Here is a 17,482-nt window from a genome sequence, read left to right as displayed (position 1 = left end):
CCATCTTCAAATTGTTCGCAACGCATCTGCACATTGGAACTCCGAAACCAAACAAGAAATAGGCAAAATACTTTCTCGGTATAAAGGGCCGTCGATCTTACACCCAACTGACTTGTGTTTCGCCACCGTATTGAATTCACCAGAATTTGCGTTTGTCGATTGGATTGACGAACTAAAAATGCTGTCTACGATTGCTGCAACCTAACGTAGCCCTCTCCCTTTTTTGGTAAGAATCTCTAGTAGCGTACATAGGCAGGCTATCAGTCATATCTAAAACTTATCCCCGCCTTTTCCCCCGCCTTTATTCTGAGCCCGTCCCGTTTCGTGGAGGGGGTGGACGGACCGGCCGCCTGCCGGAACGGGAGCGGCGCCTGCGGCGCGCGGAAATAACGGTCCCGCGCGTCCCGGGGGTACCGGCATGGGTCCGGGCACTACGACCCGGCGCAGCCTTTCAGGCTGCGGGCGAGCTGGGCGGGCCGGTAGCGAACCAAAAAACGCCGCGCGAGGAGCGCCGTCAGGCGAACCGTATCTAGCTAGGATCGTCGCTTGCGGCGCTCCTTGCCCCTCCTTTTAAGGCGGGGCCGAAGTTTCATCCCTCTGGGCGGCGCGCCGCCGCGGAGCTTTTGGCGCTTCCTCGAAATGGCCCGTGGAGCCCCGCGACGGCCATGGGCGGCATGGCGCCCATGCGCGGATTGGCTCTGCCCATTTGCGCGCGGCGCGGGCTTTATGGGGCCAATGCGCTCCCCTCGACCGCCCCTACAAAAGGAAGACCGACGTGACCGACTTGTCTGATCCATCCGGCCCGCCCGAAACCCGGCTCGGCGCCCCGCTCCCCCCGCTTGAATCCCAAGACTGGCGGGCCTGCCTGCTCACGCTCGGGCCGGTGCGGCTCGAGCCGCTTTCTCCCGCGCACCGGGAGGGCTTACGGGCCGCCGGGTCGGAGGCGCGCATCTGGCGCTGGATGCCCATTGCCGCGCGCGGGGCCCGCTTCGATGCCTGGTTCGACTGGTCGCTGGGCGAGGCGGAAGCGGGGCGCGAAAGCGTCTGGGCGATCCGGCTCGCCGGTTCTCAGGGTCCGGGCGGCGCGGGCGAGGAAGGGCCGCTTGCCGGCTCCACCCGCTATCTCAACATTTCCAGCCGGGACCGGCGGGCGGAGATCGGCCACACCTGGTATCACCCCTCCCATTGGGGCGGGGCGGTGAACCCGGCGGCGAAATATCTGCTGCTTGCCCATGGCTTCGAGAGGCTGGGCCTCACCCGCATGGAGCTGAAGACCGACGCGCTCAACACGCGCTCGCAGGCCGCCATCGCCAAGCTCGGCGCGGTGCGCGAGGGGGTGCTGCGCCATCACATGCATCTGCCCGTGCGGGACGAAGCAGGCCATGAGACGGGGCAGATGCGCCTGCGCGACACGGTGATGTTCGGTTTCACGCGGGCGGACTGGGAACGGGCGCGCGGGGGTCTTGAAGCGCGGCTTAAAGCTCTCGGCATTGCCGCCGGGCAAAGTTCAGATGCTGGATGAAGCGCTTCAGATTTTGAATCCGGTTCTCCGCCCAAGCACTTGAAGGCGGATTCCTTTCCGGCTTATCCACAGGCGCGCGGCGCGGGCGCATCCGGTGCTTGCCGCTTGCATCGGCGCTGCCCGCATGCGAGAGAACGTCCGGCTGCTCCCATGCAGCCAGAGCTTAAATACAGAGACTGATATGAGCGCGCGGCCTGTTCTTCTTTTCGATCTCGACGGCACCCTGGCCGATACGGCCCCGGACCTTTGCCACACGATGAATGTGATCCTGGCGCGCCATGGCCGCGAGGAAGTGCCGGAGGCGCGGGTGCGCCATCTCGTCGGCGGCGGCGCGCGGCTGCTCATGGAGCGCGGCTTCAAGGAGACGGGCGAGCCCGCCAGCGAAGCGCAGCTCGACCAGGCCTTTCAGGACTTCATCGCCTATTATTCCGAGCATATTGCCGATCACACGGTGCTGTGGCCCGGCGTTCTGGCGCAGCTTGAAAGGCTGGCCGACCACGGCGCGGCCATGGCCGTGTGCACGAACAAGATCGAAAGCCTCGCCCATCAGGTGCTCGAAGCGCTTTCGCTCACGCATTTTTTCCCCGTGGTCATTGGCGGGGATACGCTGCCGGTGAAGAAGCCCCATCCGGGTCATCTTCTGGAAGCGGTGCGCCGGCTCGGCGGGGATGCGGGCCGGGCGATCATGGTGGGGGATTCCGCGCCCGATATCGATGCGGCGCTGGCGGCGGGCATTCCCTCCATCGCTCTTTCCTTCGGATATACGCGGGTGCCGGTGGGCGAGCTCGGCGCGGATATCGTCATCGATCATTATGACGCGTTTCCGGACGCGCTGCGCCGCCTCGCGCCGGAGGCTTTCGCGGGGTTCTGAGCCAGCGGAGAGAGATTCCGGATAGCGCGCTTTGCCGGCGGCATTGAAAATGCCGGGCAAACCGGCTTCCGGAATGACGGACTATGATTTCGTCATTCCGTGCGCGGTGCAGCGCGAAGCGATGCGCCGCAGACACGGAATCTTTCGGCGGGGATCTAAACCACCCTTACATGCTCGCGCCCGTCCACGAGCTCGATGCGCTCATAGGTGCACACGCCCTCCCCGCGCTGGAAGCAGGAGACCGCGATCAGCCAGACGGCGGTGACGGAACGGGGCAGCTCGCCGCCGATCGCCTTTTCATAATCGGCCTTGAGCGGGCGGCTTTCATCGAGCCAGCGGCCAAGGTCCTTCGGCCCGCGCAGCACCCAGTGGGTTTCGCGCTCGTCCCACCAGGGAAGCGGGCAGCGGAAGATCGTGCCGGGGGCAAGCCCGCCGGACCACATGTAGGTCAGGTCCTGGCCATTATCGAACTCCACCGCGATGGAGAGATAATCATGGGTCGGCTGGATGTCTTCGGCGAGCGCGGAGGGCAGCCGGTCCGCCTTCCAGCGCCAGTCGAGGGTGAGCGTGTCGGTGAGCGGCATGGGCGCGGGATATTGCAGAATGCCGACGTCCTCTTTCGTGTGGCAGTGCATGCAATTATCCGCCTCATGCTCCTGGCGGTAGATTTCCCCCTGGCCGAGGCGCCAGAGATAATGCCAGCCCTCCGGCGTTTTGATGGGGGCGGCAAGGCGCTTCACCTCGCGGGCGAAAAGCGGGTGCGCCTCCTGCAGGGGCTGGAGCGCGCGCGGGCCGTCCCGGTTTTTCCAGAGGCTGATGCCAAGCGTGAAGCCGCCTTCCAGTTCCTCGCGCGGGTAAGCCGGGTCGAAATCCCCCGCCTCGCTCAGCCATTCGCCGGGTGGCTTGGTGATGACATAGAGCCGGCCCGAGACATCCGCCTCGCCGCTATGGGTGGCGCCGATCATCTTTTCGATCCGCCCTTCCCCGATGCGCAGCCAGAGCCCCGTTTGCGGGCCGAAGCGCAGGCCGAGCGGGCGGGCAAGCCAGACGGCGCCCGCGGCAAAAAGCGAAAAGCGCTGGCCGCGTTCGAGATCGATGCCGGTATCGACCCAGTCCGCCGCGCCCGCCGGCACATCTGCGCAGGCCCAGCCGGCGAAACTGTGCTCATGGGCGCGCATCGCCCCGGTAAAGGCGGCGGCGAAGGCCTCCGCCTCCTTCTCCGGGTCCGCTCCCTCCCCCTGCCAGCGGCTTTTGAGCGCGCGCAGGCTAAGGCGGGCAAGAATGCCCAGCGTGTGGAGGGGGCCGGGACGGCGAAGCTGAGGGGCGGCGGCCATGGGGTTTCCTTTCCCTTATCGCGGCCCTTTTCAGGGCCTCTTTTCTTTGCTCAGCCTAGCCGTCCTTGGGCTTGACTGAAAAGCCCGCGCAGCCTATAGACGCCCCTCTGAGGCGCGTCTCGCGCCCTCGTGGGCGGTTAGCTCAGTTGGTAGAGCACAGTGTTCACATCGCTGGGGTCACTGGTTCGAATCCAGTACCGCCCACCATTTTTCCCGCATTTGACGTGCCCCGCACCGCCTCTCGCTGAAACGTGATCGCGTGAACCGGGCACCGTCCGGATTTTCCGGGCCCTGTGTCCTGCCTGCATGTTAGGGCTCGGCGGCCTGTTATTCGGGCTTTCACCGCCTCTCTCTATCCGGAGCGTTCATGCGTCTTTCCTTCGGCACCACCGGCAGCGGCCTTCACGGCGCTTTTTTGTGGACCCTCTTTACCGCGATGGCGGGGTTCCTGGCCTATGCGCTGGCGACGGGCGATTGGACGATCGGGGAAGGTTTCCGGGAGAACCAGGCGGCCGAGATCCTGCAGCTCCTCTATCTCCTGGCCGGAGGCCTTCTCTTCTTCGCCGCCGCTTATGGTGAAACGGCGCCCGCCCCGCGCCGGCTTTTTGCCGGTCTCGGGCTTTTCCTCCTGACGGTGCTCTCGCGCGAAGTGGAGGTGGAGCGGACCTGGGCCGAGCCCTATTTCCTTTTCATCATCGAAGGCGATCTTCACTATGCAGCGCTCGGGGTCTTCTGGCTGGGGCTCATCGCGGCCAGCCTGCGCTATGTGCGGGCCGGTTTCGAGGCAGCCTGGGCCTGGGCGAAAACCCGGCCGGGCGTTTTTACCCTGCTCGGCATCGCGCTTTATCTTTTTACCGACGCGACGGAAAAGGAAGTGCTGATCGAGGGGAAAAACCAGTCGAAAATGATCGAAGAAACGATCGAATGCGTGGCCACCTACTTCTTTTTCGCCAGCGCCTCCCTCAGCCTTGCCGGCGTCCCGCGTTCGGGCCATTCCGCTTTCCCGGCAAAGCCGCTCGAGCAGGCCCGCTGAGCATTTGACCGCGCCATGGCCTGCCGCGTAAGAATGAAGACCTATCCTGCGCGGGCTTTTCTAAGCCGGATAGGCGGCCGGAAACGGGGCCAAAAACGGGGCAATGCCGGATGAAGGAAAAAGAACTCAGGCTTGCGCTTGTCTGCTATGGCGGGGTGTCCCTCGCCGTCTATATGCATGGCGTAACAAAAGAGATTCAAAAGCTGGTCCGCGCCTCGCGCATCTATAACGCGCCGCTTCTGGCTTCCGAGCGCCGGCAGAAAACCTACACCGAGCTAAATGACGACACGGCACGCGAGACCGATACCGAGAGCATCTATTTCGACCTTCTCAAAAGGGTTGGGGAAGAAGTGGAACTGCGTGTCTTCGTCGACGTCATTGCCGGGGCCTCGGCAGGCGGCATAAACGGGGTCATGCTGGCCCGCTCCCTTGCCCATGACCTGCCGCTCGACACGCACCGGGACATGTGGTTGAACAAGGCGGATGTGACGGCCCTGCTCGACGACGAAGCCATGCCCGGCAAATGGAGCAAAATCTTCATCCGCCCGCTTTTCTGGAACATCAACAGTAAATGGCTGACGAAGCTCATCCCCGATGAAGAGGCGCGGGAAAAAGCCTCTCTCTTCTTGCGCTCGCGCTGGTTCAAGCCGCCGTTTTCCGGCGAAAAGCTGACGAACATGCTGCTCGACGCGAGTAAGAGCATGGGCACGCCGCGCACGCCGCGCGCCTCCCTTCTGCCGCTCGGCCACCGGCTGGAACTTTTCGTCACACTGACGGATTTTTTCGGCTTCACCCAGAAAATCCCGCTGCACGACCCCCCGCTCATCGAGGAGCGCGAGCACCGCCACGTGCTGCACTTCAATTATTTCAAACATCCCGGCGGCAAAGTCGATACGGATTTCGGCGCCGAGAATGTTCCCGGCCTCGTGTTCGCGGCCCGCGCCACGTCCTGCTTTCCGGGCGCCTTTCCTCCCACGCAAATTTCGGAAATCGACCGCGTGCTGGAAAAGCGCGGTGAGACTTGGCCGACGCGGGAAAGTTTCATTCAGCATAATTTCGAACCGCTGATCGATGCCGGGATCGATCCGGCCACCGCCAGCTATATCGACGGATCGGTGCTCAACAACAAGCCCTTCGCCGAGGCGATTGCGGCGTTGCGCAACCGCCCCGCCTTCCGCGAGGTGGACCGGCGCATCGTTTATATCGACCCTGATCCCGAAGGGCGCAACAAGATCCGCAAACGCTCCCTGCCCGGTTTTTTCCAATCGATCCGCGGCGCGCTTTCCGACATTCCGCGCAACGAGCCGGTGCGTGACGAGCTGGAAAGCTTACAACAGATCGGCAAACGCATTCACCAATACCGCGAGGTCGTGCGCGCCACCCGCCCGCATGTGGCCGATGTGGTGGCGCCCATCATCGCCGAAGACCCGAGCTTGGCTCCGAATGTCGCGACCCTTTCCTATTGGCGCCATCAGGCGAATGCCATGGCGGTCTCCCAAGCCGGTTACGCCTATGACGGCTACGTACAGGTAAAAGTTCTCTCCGTCCTCGATGCGCTTACCTCACTTATCGAGGAAATGAGCGCCGCCATTCAACATCCCAGCGAACGCCTGGCGCTTTCCAATTCGCTCGAAACCTGGGCCAAAGCAAAGGGCATTTTTCCGGTGCGCTGGCACACGCCTTCGAGCGGGGATAGAACCAAGGCAACGCGGGAATGGATCGCTTTCTTGCGGAACTTCGACCGCAATTTCCGTGTCCGCCGCCTGCGCTTCGTAATCCGCAGACTGAATGAGCTCTATCAGCGGGTTATCGAACATGACGAGGGAGATTTCGACAGCGAAGGGCTCGACGATTTCAAGCGCCACCTCTACCGCGCGCTCGACCATTTGCAAACCCGGACCACACCGGTTTTTTTCGGCGACGACTTCCGCAAAAAAGTCAGCCTGCTTCTTAAAGACAGAGGCGGCCGGCTGAACGTCGCCGAAGTCGAAGATATTTTGGCCATGCTCGCGCCCATCATGTCCCTGGGTGAAATCGACCGGGAAGTGGACGAAGTCTTTTCCATCATGGCCGTCAACACGCTGCCCGAGGACGAGCGGCGCGAGTTGCTGCAAGCCTATCTGGGATTCCCGTTTTTCGATGTGCTCACCTTCCCGCTCCTGCTCAACGAGGAAGTGGACGATATCGACACGATCCGCGTGGACCGGATCAGCCCGCTCGATGCCAAGGGCCTCAGCAAAGGCAGCAACATCATGGCGCTGCGGGGACGCGACCTGGGCCGCTTCGGCGCTTTTTTCAGCCGCACGGCGCGGGAACACGATTATCTATGGGGACGGCTCCAATCGGCGGAGCGCCTTGTGGATATCGTTTCCAACACGCTGGCAAAAACCGCCATCACCCCTTCCGAGCGCGATGCGTTCAAGAACCGCCTCTTTCTCGCCATCCTCGATGCCGAAGAACCGCATCTCGCGCGCATTGGCTCGCTGATCAAAACCCTTCGCCAGCGCGCGCAGGAACGCATCCGCACTCAAGAGGAAGAAGCCGCCACCGGAAACTGATCGAAGAAGATAGGTACGGCCTGCCATAAGCCGCATTTGCGCACAGCCGTATCCGGCGCGCTCTCTCCTTCCAAATTCCGGAGAGAGAGGAAGAGAGAGAGCGCCAGAAGACGGCTCAATACGCGCAAGATACCGCTGCTACTTGATCGGTATCTTCCTATGCGCCGTTCCTTCCGCCTCGGGAAGTTTAGGCAGCGTAATCTTCAGCACACCCCGTTTAAAGGTTGCCTCGATCTTGCTTTCGTCAACGGAGGACGGCAGCGGAAATACCCGCTCAAACGCGCCGTAGCGGCGCTCGATAAGAACGGCATCGCCGTCCTTGTCGTCCTTTTCCTCGTTCTTGCTGCCTCTGAGTACGAGGCGGCCATTATCGGCAAAAAGCTCGATATCCTCTTCCACGATACCGGGCAGTTCCACCGTCATCGTGTATTCCCGGCTATTTTCATGCACGTCCACGCTGGGACTGAGCGAGAAAGTACCCGGCTCAGCGAAACCGCGCAGAAAAGGCCGGTCGAACAAGCTCATCGACTCGCCGAAAAAACGGTCGAATAGCTGGTTTACCTCTTCGCGAAAACTCCGGAAAGGATCTCGGTAAGAGGCGATGTCGCGTTTGTCTTCTCGTTGGTTCAGCTTCAATACGTTCTTGCTCATGGCTTTCACCCCATCAGTCAAACCCATTGAAGAAGGAAATATCCCGTTCCGGGACGCTGTAAATTTTGGGCTTGCCGCCAAAATTTCAAGGGGCGCAGGCGCGCCCGCCATTGGCAAAACAGGCCAGCGGAAGCTCCTCGCCCGAGGGCAAAGGCGCAGCGGGAGCTGCCATCCAGGCGGCAATATCCCTCCAAACCGTCTCGGCTTGGAGATCCCGCATCAGCATATGGTAGCCATTTTTGTAATACACCACCCTCGCCGGTGCCTTGAGGGAGGCGACAAGGCCACGCACCGCTTCGGGGGGAATGATCTCATCGCGCGCGCCGTAAAGCAGCAGCACCGGCATGTCCAATGCGCCCGCGCTTTGATAGGCCTCTTCCATCAAGCCGACGAGACCGTATACCGCATCGATGCGGGTTTCTTTGAGAACAAGCGGATCGGCGCCAAGGCGCCTGAGCATCTCGACATTGTCGGATGGCCAGATTTCAAGCCCCTGCCCGCTGAGTTTCTGCCCCGGCAGCACATGCGCGCCGAGCCAAAGCGATGTTTTGTATAGCGGATTGAGATTGGACCAGCCCCAGACCGCCGGCGCGGCGAGGATCACGCCATCGGCCGGCAGCGCCCCGGCCTCCGCGCCTCTCAGAGCGCTTATTGCCACCGCCCCGCCCATGCTGGTGCCGAGAAGATAGATTGGAACGTCCGGATGTTTACCGCGCACCAGCGCCAAGACGGTTCGAAGATCGCGCACCATCTGCCCGCGCCCGGCCCATAGGCCGCGGCCCGGCGCGCGGCCAAAGCCGCGCTGGTCATAGGCATAAAACGTAATGCCCTGACCGGCGAACCAGGCGCCGGGAGCGGCAAAGGCATTGGCATAATCGTTCATGCCGTGCAGGCCGATAATGACGGCGCGGGGGGTTTCCGCTGCCCAGACCTGCAATGGCAGGCGGGCCGCATCGGCCATGATGGCCATGTCCGCTTCAAGCGCGGGGGAGCGGTAATCGGTGCCTTGAACCTGTACGCGCGGTGCGCAGGCAGCAAGAAGAGCTGCCGCGCACAGGAAAATGGCTGCGCTAACGTGTAAGCCGGGCCACTTCAGCCCGCAAATGCGGGAGAACTTCTTCTTCGAACCAGAGATTCTTTTTAAGCCAAACATTGTTGCGCCAGGACGGATGCGGAAGCGGCAAATAAGCCGGGCCATAGTCGCGCCAGTGCAGCACCGTCTCGGTCATGCTTTTCTTGCGCGCCTTGCCCAAATGCCATGTCTGCGCATATTGCCCTATCAGCAGCACAAGCTCCAAATTCGGCAAATGCTCGAAAACCTGATCGCGCCAGGCAGGCGCGCATTCCTTGCGCGGCGGCAAGTCCCCGCCTTTATCGTCAAGGCCCGGAAAACAGAACCCCATGGGCACGATGGCGATGCGGCTTTCATCGTAAAACGTGTCGCGGGTGACACCCATCCAGTCGCGCAGCCTGTCGCCGCTCGGATCGTTGAAGGGAATGCCCGTCGCATGCACCCGCGTGCCGGGCGCCTGGCCCGCCACGCAAATGCGCGCGCTTTTGGACGCGCGAATGACGGGGCGCGGCTCATGGGGCAGCGGTTTTCCTTTAAGCGGATTCTCGGCGCAAATGCGGCAAGCGCGGATCTGCGTCAGCAATCCGTCCAGCGGTGCGGCGGCGGTATTTTTCTTGCGGTCACTCATGCAGCAAACCTAGACCGCCATGGGCGCCCCCGCACATCACAGGCCCGTTATAAGCAGGCGGCTTACTGCTGGGCCTCCCGCACCAGATTGCGGCCAATGATCATCTGCTGAATCTGGCTGGTGCCTTCATAGATGCGGAAAATACGCACATCGCGGTAGAAACGCTCGATGCCATAATCGGCGACATAACCTGCCCCGCCGAAAATCTGCACCGCCTTGTCCGCCACGCGGCCCACCATTTCCGAGGCGAAATATTTGCAGCAGGAAGATTCCGTGCCGACATTCTCACCCAGATCGCGGCGGCGCGCGGCATCGAGCACCATGCAGCGGGCGGCATAAGCCTCCGTCTTGCAATCGGCCAGCATGGCCTGCACGAGCTGGTGCTCGCCAATGGCGGTGCCGAACTGTTTGCGCTCGGCGGCATATTGCACGCTGTCTTCCAGAAGGCGCTCGGCAACGCCAACGCAAATTGCGGAAATATGCAGACGGCCGCGCTCCAGCACCTGCATGGCGGTGACGAAGCCTTTGCCTTCTTTATCGCCGAGCAGACAGGAAGCGGGAATGCGCGCATCCTCGAAAATCACATCGCAAATATGCGCGCCCTGCTGGCCCATCTTCTTATCGGGCTTGCCGAGCGTGATGCCCGGCGTATCGGCGGGCACGATGAAAGCGGAAACGCCCTTGGCGCCCGGCGTCGCCGGATCGGTGCGCGCCATCAGCGTGAAAATGCCTGCCCGGTTCGCATTGGTGATGTAGCGCTTCGTGCCGTTGATCACATAGTGATCGCCGTCCTTGATCGCCGTCGTGCGCAGCGAGGCGGCATCGGACCCGGCTTCCGGCTCGGTCAAGGCAAAGCTCGCAATCACTTCGCCGCTCGCCAGTTTCGGCAGCCATTCTTCCTTCTGGTCCGGGCGGCCATGCATGACGATGCCTTGGCTGCCGATGCCGACATTCGTGCCGAAGACAGAGCGGAAGGCAGGTGAGGTGCGGCCCATCTCGAACATCAACAGGCATTCTTCTTCCATGGAAAGGCCGAGGCCGCCATGTTCTTCCGGGATGGACAGACCGAAAAGCCCGAGCTCGCGCATTTCCTGCACCACATCTTCCGGCACTTCGTCCTTCTCGGAGACTTGCGCTTCAAGCGGGCGCAGCCGTTCATCGACGAAACGGCGGATGGAAGAGATAAGCTGCTCGCGGGTTTCCTGATCCAGGGCCATAGGGTCTGCCTTCCTGAATGATGATGGGGCTCTGGCGGGAGCCGGATTGGCCGGGAATTTAGGGCACCGGGCGCGCCGCGTCAAAGCGCAGGTTTGAAGGCTGCCTCCCGCGAAAAACCGGCAAAACTGGTCAGTGACTAGATTTTACCGCCCCGCCCTGCTACATAGCCGCCAAAATACATTCTGGAGATTCTGTGAGATGGGCGAGAGTAATGCCGGGGCCGTGTTGCCCGAAGGATATGTCGGTTGGGATGGCACGGACCCGTTCGAGGATCATGCCGGGCCCTATTTCTTCAAGAAAATGGAAGATGGCAGCATCCGCTGTGCCTTCGTTTCCACACCGACCCATTGCAATGGCGGCGGCTTCCTGCATGGCGGCGCGCTCATGACCTTTGCCGATTACTCGCTCTTTGCCATTGCGGGCGAGCTGACGGGCGGGCCTTGCGTTACCGTCTCTTTCAACAGCGATTTTGTGGCCGCAGGTAAGGCCGGTAAGCTGATCGAGGCAACGGGCGAGGTTGTCAAAAACACAAAGAGCCTCATATTCGTTCGAGGCGAGGTGACTTGCGAAGGTGAAACGCTGATGCCTTTCTCTGGCGTCATCAAGAGAATTGGCCCGCGCAATAAATAAAACCGGCGGGCCCTCGGGAGGAAGCATGATCAAGCTCGGCGTTCTCGACCAAAGCCCCATAAGACGCGACGGCACGGCGGCAGAAGCGCTTGCCGAAACGATCGACCTTGCCCGGCATTGCGAGAAATGGGGCTATCACCGCTACTGGGTGGCCGAGCACCATAATTCGAAATCCTTCGCAGGTTCGGCCCCCGAAATCATGATCGCCGCGCTCGGCGCCGCCACCACGCGCATGCGGGTCGGCTCCGGCGGCGTGATGATGCCTCATTACAGCCCGCTGAAAGTGGCCGAGCAGTTCCGCCTTCTCGAATCGCTTTATCCGGGCCGCATCGACCTTGGCATGGGCCGCGCGCCCGGCACGGATCTGCGCACCACGCGCGCGCTGCAGCCCGGCCCGCAGGCTTATGACATCGCCGTCTTTCCCCAGCAGGTGGAACTCCTCATCCAGTTTCTGGAAGATGCAAACGGGCTTGAGGGAAGCGCGGGCGGTTTTCCGGACGAGCACCCTTACAAAGGCATTCACGCCATGCCGCGCGGGGAAGGCTTTCCCGAGCTTTGGATGCTGGGCTCGGGCGGCGATGGGGCCGCCCATGCCGGACAGTTCGGCATGCCCTATTCCTTTGCCCATTTCATCAATCAGGATGCGGGCACGGGACCGGTTGAGATTTACCGCCAGAGCTTTCGCCCCTCCCCGCGCCTCAGCCGGCCTTATGTGTCGCTCGGCGTCTCGGTCATGGTGGGCGAGACGGAAGAAAAAGCCAAACGCATTGCCGCCTCGCGCAACCACTGGGTCGTCAAGCTTTTGCAGAATCAGGCGGAGCGCTTCTGGCCGGTGGAAGACGCGCTCGCTTATCCTTATTCGGATCGCGAGAAGGCCATGCTGGAAGCGGTCGAGCAGCGCTCCGTTACCGGCAGCCCGGAGCAGGTGCGCGCCAAGCTTCTGGAGATGGTGGAAACCTACGGCGCGGACGAGCTTGTCATCCTCACCATCACCCATGACCATGAAGACCGGCTGCGCTCTTACGAGCTTCTGGCCGATGCCTTTTCTTTGCGCGCTCAAGAAGCGGCGGAGTGAAGAGCCCTGCGCGCCTCCTTCAGGCGCAGCGCGCGGCGCAGGCGTTCCTGGCGCGCCGGGCTGATGGGGTAGCGCCAGATAATGGCGATCGAGGCAAGCCACAATAAAAGTGGCAAAAGGCAATACATCGCCAGCAGCGAGAAAAGTGCCGCCTGCGAATTTTCTTCCAGCCCCGGGTTGAAGCCGAACCAGGAGACGATGGGCAGCGCGATGCCGACGCCCGCCGCCTCGAAAATCTTTCGCACCATGCCGAGAAAGGAAAAGAGAAAGCCGGTGCGCTGCTCGCCGGTTTTCAGCGTGTCGAGATCGGCCACATCGGCAAGGATCGACATGCCGAGCACGCCGGAGGCGGACATGGTCGCCCCGCGCACGATTGTCACCGCGAACATGGCCGGCAGCACGTATTCCGCATCGAGCGGTTTCAGGCCATAGATAATAAACGGAATGATGGCAAAGGCGCCCATATTGATGAGGCCTGCCAGCGCAATCGCCTTATGCTTGCCGAGCCGCGCGCCAAGGCGCACCCAAAGAGGCGTTCCGGCAAGGGCGGCGGTAAAGAGCACAAGGATGAGCACCAGCCCCTCCTCGCCAATCCCTGCCACATGATCGTAAAAGAGAATGGCAACGCTCGCATTGACCGAACCTGCAAGCGCCCCGCAGACCGATGACAAAAGCACGATGCGGAAGGGACCGTTTTTCAAAAGCGGCCTGATCTGACGCAGCATCTCGGCAGGCCCTGCCGTTTTCGCGGCACCCGGAACATCAAGACGCGCAGGGGGCTCGCCGACGAAAGCAAGGAGCACGAAGCCGCAAAGGGGCACGAGTATCACGGTGAGCCAGCCAAGCGAGGCCATGGCCTCCCGCGTCACGGCCTGGCCCGTGCCGCTTGTCTCCACCGCTTCCGTTGCAAGCACCGGCACAAGCAGCGCCAGCAAGATACCGGCGACGAGAAAAATTTCCCGGCTGCCGGTGACTTTGTTGCGTTCTTCATAGCCGCCGACAAGTTCAGCGCCCCAGGCGCCGTAAGGAATGACGATGAGCGTGAAACCGAAATAAAGCGCGACGATCGCGCCCAGCAGGTAAAGCGCCCCCGCCCCTTCCGGCGGCAGGAAAAGCATATAGGCGGAGATCACCATCACCGGCAGGCCCGCCAGGATCCAGGGCCGCCGCCGGCCCCAGCGCGTGCGCGTCAGATCGGAAAGCCGGCCGATCAGCGGGTCCGTCACCACATCGCTGAAGCGCGCCAGCATCAGCAAGGTGCCGATCAAAGCGAGATCGAGACCGAGCGTGCCGCCATAAAAAGGGGGGATGTAAATGGCGAGCGGCAGGCCGACCACGGCCAGCGGCACCACCATTTGTCCGTAAGCTGCCAGGCGGGCGAGCGATATCTCCCCCGCCGGTGCGCTGCGCTCCGGCATCAAGCCTCCTCCCGTTATTAGTAAATTATTCTTACTATCTGGAAGAAGCGCAGCGCAAGCCGCTTTTCAGGTGCGGTTCATCTTGGTTCGGCCATGCTTTGCCCATGGTCCTTCGGCCATGACACACCCTGTTCCTTCCCTGCCGGGGGCGGAACGCACTGGGGGCCCGTATTGGGGCCCGTATTGGGGATTGGGGGGAAGAGGCGGCGTCTACCGTACCCTGGCGCCGCCTCTTGCCTTCTCTGTCTCGACCTTAAGCCTTGGCGCTGGGACGCGCGGCAAGGCGCTGGTGCCAGGCGGTCAGGTTCTTGAATTCGGCGGGGATATCGAGCCCGGCGAATTTCGCGAAATCGACTGTGGTCAGGCCGACAATGTCGGCAACCGAGAAATAATCCCCCACCAAGTACTCATGGCCTTCCAGTTCCCGGTCCATGAACTTCATGTATTTGATCGCCCGGTCTTTATTCTGGTTGCCCCATTCCGGGTTCTGCTCTTCCAGCTGCGCCATCATCGGATTGGTGTGGCGGAAGAAGAAAGCGACCGGCAGCATCAGGCCGAATTCGACGCGGCGCTGCCACATATCCACATGCGCCTTTTCAAGCGCGGTGCGCCCGAAAAGCGGCGGCTCGGGATTGGTCTCTTCGAAATAGCGGCAAATCGACAGTGTCTCGGTGACGATCGTGCCGTCGTCAAGTTCCAGCGTCGGCACCTGGCCCAGCGGGTTGAGCTTGCGGTAATCCGGCGTCTTATGCTCGCCCTTCATCATGTTCACTTCGACATAGGGCACCTCGATGCCTTTTTCGGCAAGGAACACCCGCACACGGCGCGGATTGGGGGCGGCTTTGGTTTCATAGATTTTCATCTTCGTCTCCCTTTTCGTTGTTGTCGTCACTAGCGATGAAGCAAACGGGCGTGCCGCCGCTTCAATTCAAAATTCCGATCACCGCGCCCGTCATGGAGGTGGCAAGCGTGCCCGCCACAAGCGCCTTCATGGAAAGGCCGATGATTTCCTGCCGCCGGGATGGCACAAGCGTGGTCAGCCCCCCGATCATGATGCCGACACTGCCCAGATTGGCAAAGCCGCACATGGCATAGAGCATGATCATGTCGGCGCGCGGGCTGAGCGCGTCTTCCGGCAATTTGGCGAAATCCAGATAGGCAAGAAATTCGTTCAGGACCGTTTTCGTGCCCATGAGCTGACCGGCGATGAGGCTTTCACCCGCCGGCACCCCCATCAGCCATACAAGCGGCGCGAAGAACCAGCCCAGCACACGCTGCAAAGTCAAAGGCCCGCCGCCCGCATCCGGCAAGGTGCCGAGCACGATATTGACCAGCGCGACAAGCGCGGTGAGCACCAAAAGCATGGCGATGATGTTGAGAAGCAGCGCGAGGCCCTGCGCCGTGCCTTGCGTCACCGCATCCATGGCGCTGTGATAGCCAAGATCGGCCTCGACGCGGCCCGTCTCCGTTACCTCATCCCCCGGCACCATGATCTGCGCCATGAGGATGGCGGCAGGCAGCGAAATAAGCGAAGCGGTGATGATCTGCCCCAGCGCGCCTTCGATCACCGGCCCGACGATTGCCGCATAAAGCACGATAACGGTGCCCGCCACCGTTGCAAGGCCGACGCTCATCAGCATGAAAAGCTCCGAGCGCGTCAGTTTTTCAAAATAAGGCCGGATGAGAAGCGGCGCTTCGACCATGCCGAGAAAAACATTGGCCGCCGTGCCGAAGCCCACTGCCCCGCCAAGGCGCATCGTCTTTTCCAGCGCCCAGGCAAAGCCGCGCGTTACCCAGGCCAAGATGCGCCAATGCCAGAAGAGCGCGGAGAGCGCCGAGACGACGAGCACCAGAGGCAGCGCCTGAAATCCGAGGATGAAAGCATGTTCGGGCGCGGTCACCTCGAAAGGCTCAGGCCCCCCGCCCATATAGCCGAAAACAAGCGCGGTGCCCGCCTGCGTCGCCTCGCTCAGCGCTTCCACCACACCGTTCAGCGCGAAAAGCACCGCGCGCGCCGCCGGCACCTTGAGCAGAAAGAGCGCGAGAGCAAATTGCAAAAGAAGACCCACCGCCACGAGGCGCCAGGGAAAGGCCCGCCGGTTCTCGCTCATGAGCCATGCCAGGGCGCAAAAGACGCCAAGACCCGCTACGCTTTGCAGCGCATATACGCTCATTCCCCAATTCCCCTCTTTGGCCCCCTGTTTTGGACCTGTTCCGCCCCGTCAAAACGCCGCCATCATAGAGGCCAAAGGCTGCCAGGCAATCAGGGAATCGCCACTTTTGCGTGAGGGGAAGCGGTGAAAAATCAGCCTTTTCCGGGAGAAAACCGGCCTTTGCCCGGCGCGCTCCGAGCCGCTTGACCCCTTCCCGCCCATCGTGCACAAAGGGGCCCAATTCCGCTTCTGCGCCCCTTCAAAGGCGCGGCGGGGCGGTCTTGCGGCACCTTGCCTTTGAGCAAGTGCGGAAAGGCCCAACGCCAAAATAATGTTCAAGGAGACGTCAATATGAGCATTCGTTACGACGGCAAAGTTGCCATCGTCACCGGCGCCGGCGGGGGCCTCGGCCGTTGCCACGCATTGGAATTCGCGCGCCGCGGCGCCAAGGTGGTTGTGAACGACCTGGGCGGTTCCGTGGACGGCACGGGCGGTAATTCGGAAGCGGCCGAAAAGGTCGTTGCCGAAATCAAGGCTGCCGGCGGTGAAGCCATCGCCAACGGCTCGTCCGTGACGGACGATGCGGGCGTTGAAAACATGATCAAGCAGACCATGGATGCTTTCGGCCGCATCGACATTCTCGTCAACAATGCGGGCATCCTGCGCGACAAGAGCTTCGCGAAGATGGACCTGAAAGATTTCGGCCTGGTTCTCGACGTGCACCTGATGGGCTCGGTAAAGCCGACCAAAGCGGTGTGGCCGATCATGAAGGAACAGGGCTACGGGCGCATCGTCGTCACCTCGTCCTCTTCCGGTCTTTACGGCAATTTCGGTCAGACCAACTACGGCGCCGCCAAGCTCGGCGTTGTCGGCTTCATCAACACGCTGAAGCTGGAAGGCCAGAAAGACAATATCCGCGCCAATGCGCTGGCCCCGGTTGCCTATACGCGCATGACCTCGGACCTGATGCCGCCGGAAGCCGAACAGATGTTCACGCCGGACAGCGTGTCCCCGGCCGTCATGTTCCTGACCTCCGAAGATGCGCCGACGGGTGAAATCATCTGCGCCGGTGCCGGCCATTTCGCCCGCGCCCGTATCGTGGAAACGGAAGGCATGTTCTTCGGCCAGGGCGACGACGTTGCCGAAAAGATTGCCGAGAACTGGGAAAAGATTTCCGACCTGTCCACCGCCAAGCCCTATTTCATGGGCGGCGAGCAGACCGGTAAATTCTTCGAATATGCCGCCGGCAAGAAGTAACGCCTTCTTGATAGAGCGTTTGAAAGGGAGCCTTCGGGCTCCCTTTTTGTTTTGGGGCTTCA

16 protein-coding genes and 1 tRNA gene are annotated in these 17,482 nt (G+C 61.8%); 9 read left to right on the top strand and 8 right to left on the bottom strand.

Annotation, left to right across the window (positions count from 1 at the left end; all coding sequences use genetic code 11):
- The 3 genes from M2A_RS18290 to gph all read left to right on the top strand — a co-directional run.
- Positions 1–205 (top strand): hypothetical protein (locus M2A_RS18290; protein ID WP_210164855.1); only part of this gene is annotated, 205 nt, incomplete at its 5' end.
- A 570-nt stretch (positions 206–775) separates the two neighbouring features.
- On the top strand, positions 776–1,522 hold the full coding sequence (locus M2A_RS08635) for a GNAT family N-acetyltransferase (protein WP_052379333.1): 747 nt from the start codon (positions 776–778) through the stop codon (positions 1,520–1,522).
- Positions 1,523–1,703: 181 nt separating this feature from the next.
- Entirely contained in the window at positions 1,704–2,393 is a 690-nt protein-coding gene (gene gph, locus M2A_RS08630; protein ID WP_045445790.1) for a phosphoglycolate phosphatase, read from the top strand.
- 155 nt (positions 2,394–2,548) lie between these two features.
- Here the strand turns inward: gph and M2A_RS08625 are convergent, their stop codons facing one another.
- Positions 2,549–3,727, bottom strand: coding sequence for a DUF3047 domain-containing protein (locus tag M2A_RS08625; protein WP_052379332.1), 1,179 nt, complete (start codon positions 3,725–3,727; stop codon positions 2,549–2,551).
- A 131-nt stretch (positions 3,728–3,858) separates the two neighbouring features.
- Between M2A_RS08625 and M2A_RS08620 the strand changes: the two genes are divergently transcribed.
- From M2A_RS08620 to M2A_RS08610, 3 genes are all read left to right on the top strand, one after another.
- A tRNA-Val gene (locus M2A_RS08620) sits at positions 3,859–3,934 on the top strand.
- Positions 3,935–4,094: 160 nt separating this feature from the next.
- On the top strand, positions 4,095–4,760 hold the full coding sequence (locus M2A_RS08615) for a hypothetical protein (protein WP_045445787.1): 666 nt from the start codon (positions 4,095–4,097) through the stop codon (positions 4,758–4,760).
- A 110-nt stretch (positions 4,761–4,870) separates the two neighbouring features.
- On the top strand, positions 4,871–7,318 hold the full coding sequence (locus tag M2A_RS08610) for a patatin-like protein (RefSeq protein ID WP_045445784.1): 2,448 nt from the start codon (positions 4,871–4,873) through the stop codon (positions 7,316–7,318).
- Between the two features lie 138 nt (positions 7,319–7,456).
- On the opposite strand, the gene M2A_RS08605 is transcribed toward M2A_RS08610, so the two are convergent.
- The 4 genes from M2A_RS08605 to M2A_RS08590 form a co-directional block, all read right to left on the bottom strand.
- Positions 7,457–7,969 (bottom strand): Hsp20/alpha crystallin family protein, encoded by a 513-nt coding sequence (locus M2A_RS08605; RefSeq protein WP_045445782.1) that lies wholly within the window; start codon positions 7,967–7,969, stop codon positions 7,457–7,459.
- Positions 7,970–8,054: 85 nt separating this feature from the next.
- Positions 8,055–8,939: an alpha/beta hydrolase gene (locus M2A_RS08600; protein ID WP_197052885.1), complete on the bottom strand. Its 885-nt coding sequence runs from the start codon at positions 8,937–8,939 to the stop codon at positions 8,055–8,057.
- Positions 8,940–9,039: 100 nt separating this feature from the next.
- Positions 9,040–9,669 (bottom strand): uracil-DNA glycosylase family protein, encoded by a 630-nt coding sequence (locus tag M2A_RS08595; protein ID WP_045445917.1) that lies wholly within the window; start codon positions 9,667–9,669, stop codon positions 9,040–9,042.
- 62 nt (positions 9,670–9,731) lie between these two features.
- The gene (locus M2A_RS08590; RefSeq protein WP_045445778.1) at positions 9,732–10,886 is read right to left on the bottom strand and encodes an acyl-CoA dehydrogenase family protein; all 1,155 of its coding nucleotides are present in this window, start codon (positions 10,884–10,886) and stop codon (positions 9,732–9,734) included.
- Positions 10,887–11,085: 199 nt separating this feature from the next.
- On the opposite strand from M2A_RS08590, the gene M2A_RS08585 reads away from it, so the two are divergent.
- Together M2A_RS08585 and M2A_RS08580 are read left to right on the top strand one after the other, a co-directional pair.
- Positions 11,086–11,517 carry a PaaI family thioesterase gene (locus tag M2A_RS08585; protein WP_045445775.1) on the top strand — a complete coding sequence of 144 codons (432 nt, stop codon included), beginning with the start codon at positions 11,086–11,088 and terminating at the stop codon, positions 11,515–11,517.
- A 25-nt stretch (positions 11,518–11,542) separates the two neighbouring features.
- Complete coding sequence (locus M2A_RS08580; protein ID WP_045445772.1) at positions 11,543–12,592, top strand: LLM class flavin-dependent oxidoreductase; 1,050 nt, start codon at positions 11,543–11,545, stop codon at positions 12,590–12,592.
- Here M2A_RS08580 and M2A_RS08575 read toward each other — a convergent pair.
- The 3 genes from M2A_RS08575 to M2A_RS08565 all read right to left on the bottom strand — a co-directional run bounded on the left by M2A_RS08575 (position 12,574) and on the right by M2A_RS08565 (position 16,184).
- Positions 12,574–14,010 (bottom strand): MFS transporter, encoded by a 1,437-nt coding sequence (locus M2A_RS08575; RefSeq protein WP_045445769.1) that lies wholly within the window; start codon positions 14,008–14,010, stop codon positions 12,574–12,576. The two genes, M2A_RS08580 and M2A_RS08575, sit on opposite strands and share 19 nt — an antisense overlap.
- A gap of 253 nt (positions 14,011–14,263) precedes the next feature.
- A complete protein-coding gene (locus M2A_RS08570; protein WP_045445766.1) occupies positions 14,264–14,872 on the bottom strand; it encodes a glutathione S-transferase family protein in 609 nt (202 codons plus the stop codon).
- 61 nt (positions 14,873–14,933) lie between these two features.
- On the bottom strand, positions 14,934–16,184 hold the full coding sequence (locus tag M2A_RS08565; RefSeq protein WP_045445763.1) for a NupC/NupG family nucleoside CNT transporter: 1,251 nt from the start codon (positions 16,182–16,184) through the stop codon (positions 14,934–14,936).
- Positions 16,185–16,514: 330 nt separating this feature from the next.
- Between M2A_RS08565 and M2A_RS08560 the strand changes: the two genes are divergently transcribed.
- Positions 16,515–17,420, top strand: a complete 906-nt coding sequence (locus M2A_RS08560) for an SDR family oxidoreductase (RefSeq protein ID WP_045445760.1) — start codon at positions 16,515–16,517, stop codon at positions 17,418–17,420.
- Positions 17,421–17,482: the final 62 nt, after the last annotated feature.

Source organism: Tepidicaulis marinus (assembly GCF_000739695.1).
In the GTDB taxonomy this organism is placed as follows: Bacteria; Pseudomonadota; Alphaproteobacteria; order Parvibaculales; family Parvibaculaceae; genus Tepidicaulis; species Tepidicaulis marinus.
The sequence above is the reverse complement of the archived record's forward strand: the minus strand, read 5'-3'. Positions and strand labels throughout refer to the sequence as shown.

Bases quoted from the DNA above. Each gene is read 5' to 3' on its own strand.
- M2A_RS08585 (WP_045445775.1), top strand. From the start codon at position 11,086: ATGGGCGAGAGTAATGCCGGGGCCGTGTTGCCCGAAGGATATGTCGGT.
- M2A_RS08600 (WP_197052885.1), bottom strand. From the start codon at position 8,939: ATGGCCATCATGGCCGATGCGGCCCGCCTGCCATTGCAGGTCTGGGCA.
- M2A_RS08575 (WP_045445769.1), bottom strand. From the start codon at position 14,010: ATGCCGGAGCGCAGCGCACCGGCGGGGGAGATATCGCTCGCCCGCCTG.
- M2A_RS08565 (WP_045445763.1), bottom strand. From the start codon at position 16,184: ATGAGCGTATATGCGCTGCAAAGCGTAGCGGGTCTTGGCGTCTTTTGC.
- M2A_RS08590 (WP_045445778.1), bottom strand. From the start codon at position 10,886: ATGGCCCTGGATCAGGAAACCCGCGAGCAGCTTATCTCTTCCATCCGC.
- M2A_RS08605 (WP_045445782.1), bottom strand. From the start codon at position 7,969: ATGAGCAAGAACGTATTGAAGCTGAACCAACGAGAAGACAAACGCGAC.
- M2A_RS08625 (WP_052379332.1), bottom strand. From the start codon at position 3,727: ATGGCCGCCGCCCCTCAGCTTCGCCGTCCCGGCCCCCTCCACACGCTG.
- M2A_RS08560 (WP_045445760.1), top strand. From the start codon at position 16,515: ATGAGCATTCGTTACGACGGCAAAGTTGCCATCGTCACCGGCGCCGGC.
- M2A_RS08610 (WP_045445784.1), top strand. From the start codon at position 4,871: ATGAAGGAAAAAGAACTCAGGCTTGCGCTTGTCTGCTATGGCGGGGTG.
- M2A_RS08615 (WP_045445787.1), top strand. From the start codon at position 4,095: ATGCGTCTTTCCTTCGGCACCACCGGCAGCGGCCTTCACGGCGCTTTT.
- M2A_RS08570 (WP_045445766.1), bottom strand. From the start codon at position 14,872: ATGAAAATCTATGAAACCAAAGCCGCCCCCAATCCGCGCCGTGTGCGG.
- M2A_RS08580 (WP_045445772.1), top strand. From the start codon at position 11,543: ATGATCAAGCTCGGCGTTCTCGACCAAAGCCCCATAAGACGCGACGGC.
- M2A_RS08595 (WP_045445917.1), bottom strand. From the start codon at position 9,669: ATGAGTGACCGCAAGAAAAATACCGCCGCCGCACCGCTGGACGGATTG.
- gph (WP_045445790.1), top strand. From the start codon at position 1,704: ATGAGCGCGCGGCCTGTTCTTCTTTTCGATCTCGACGGCACCCTGGCC.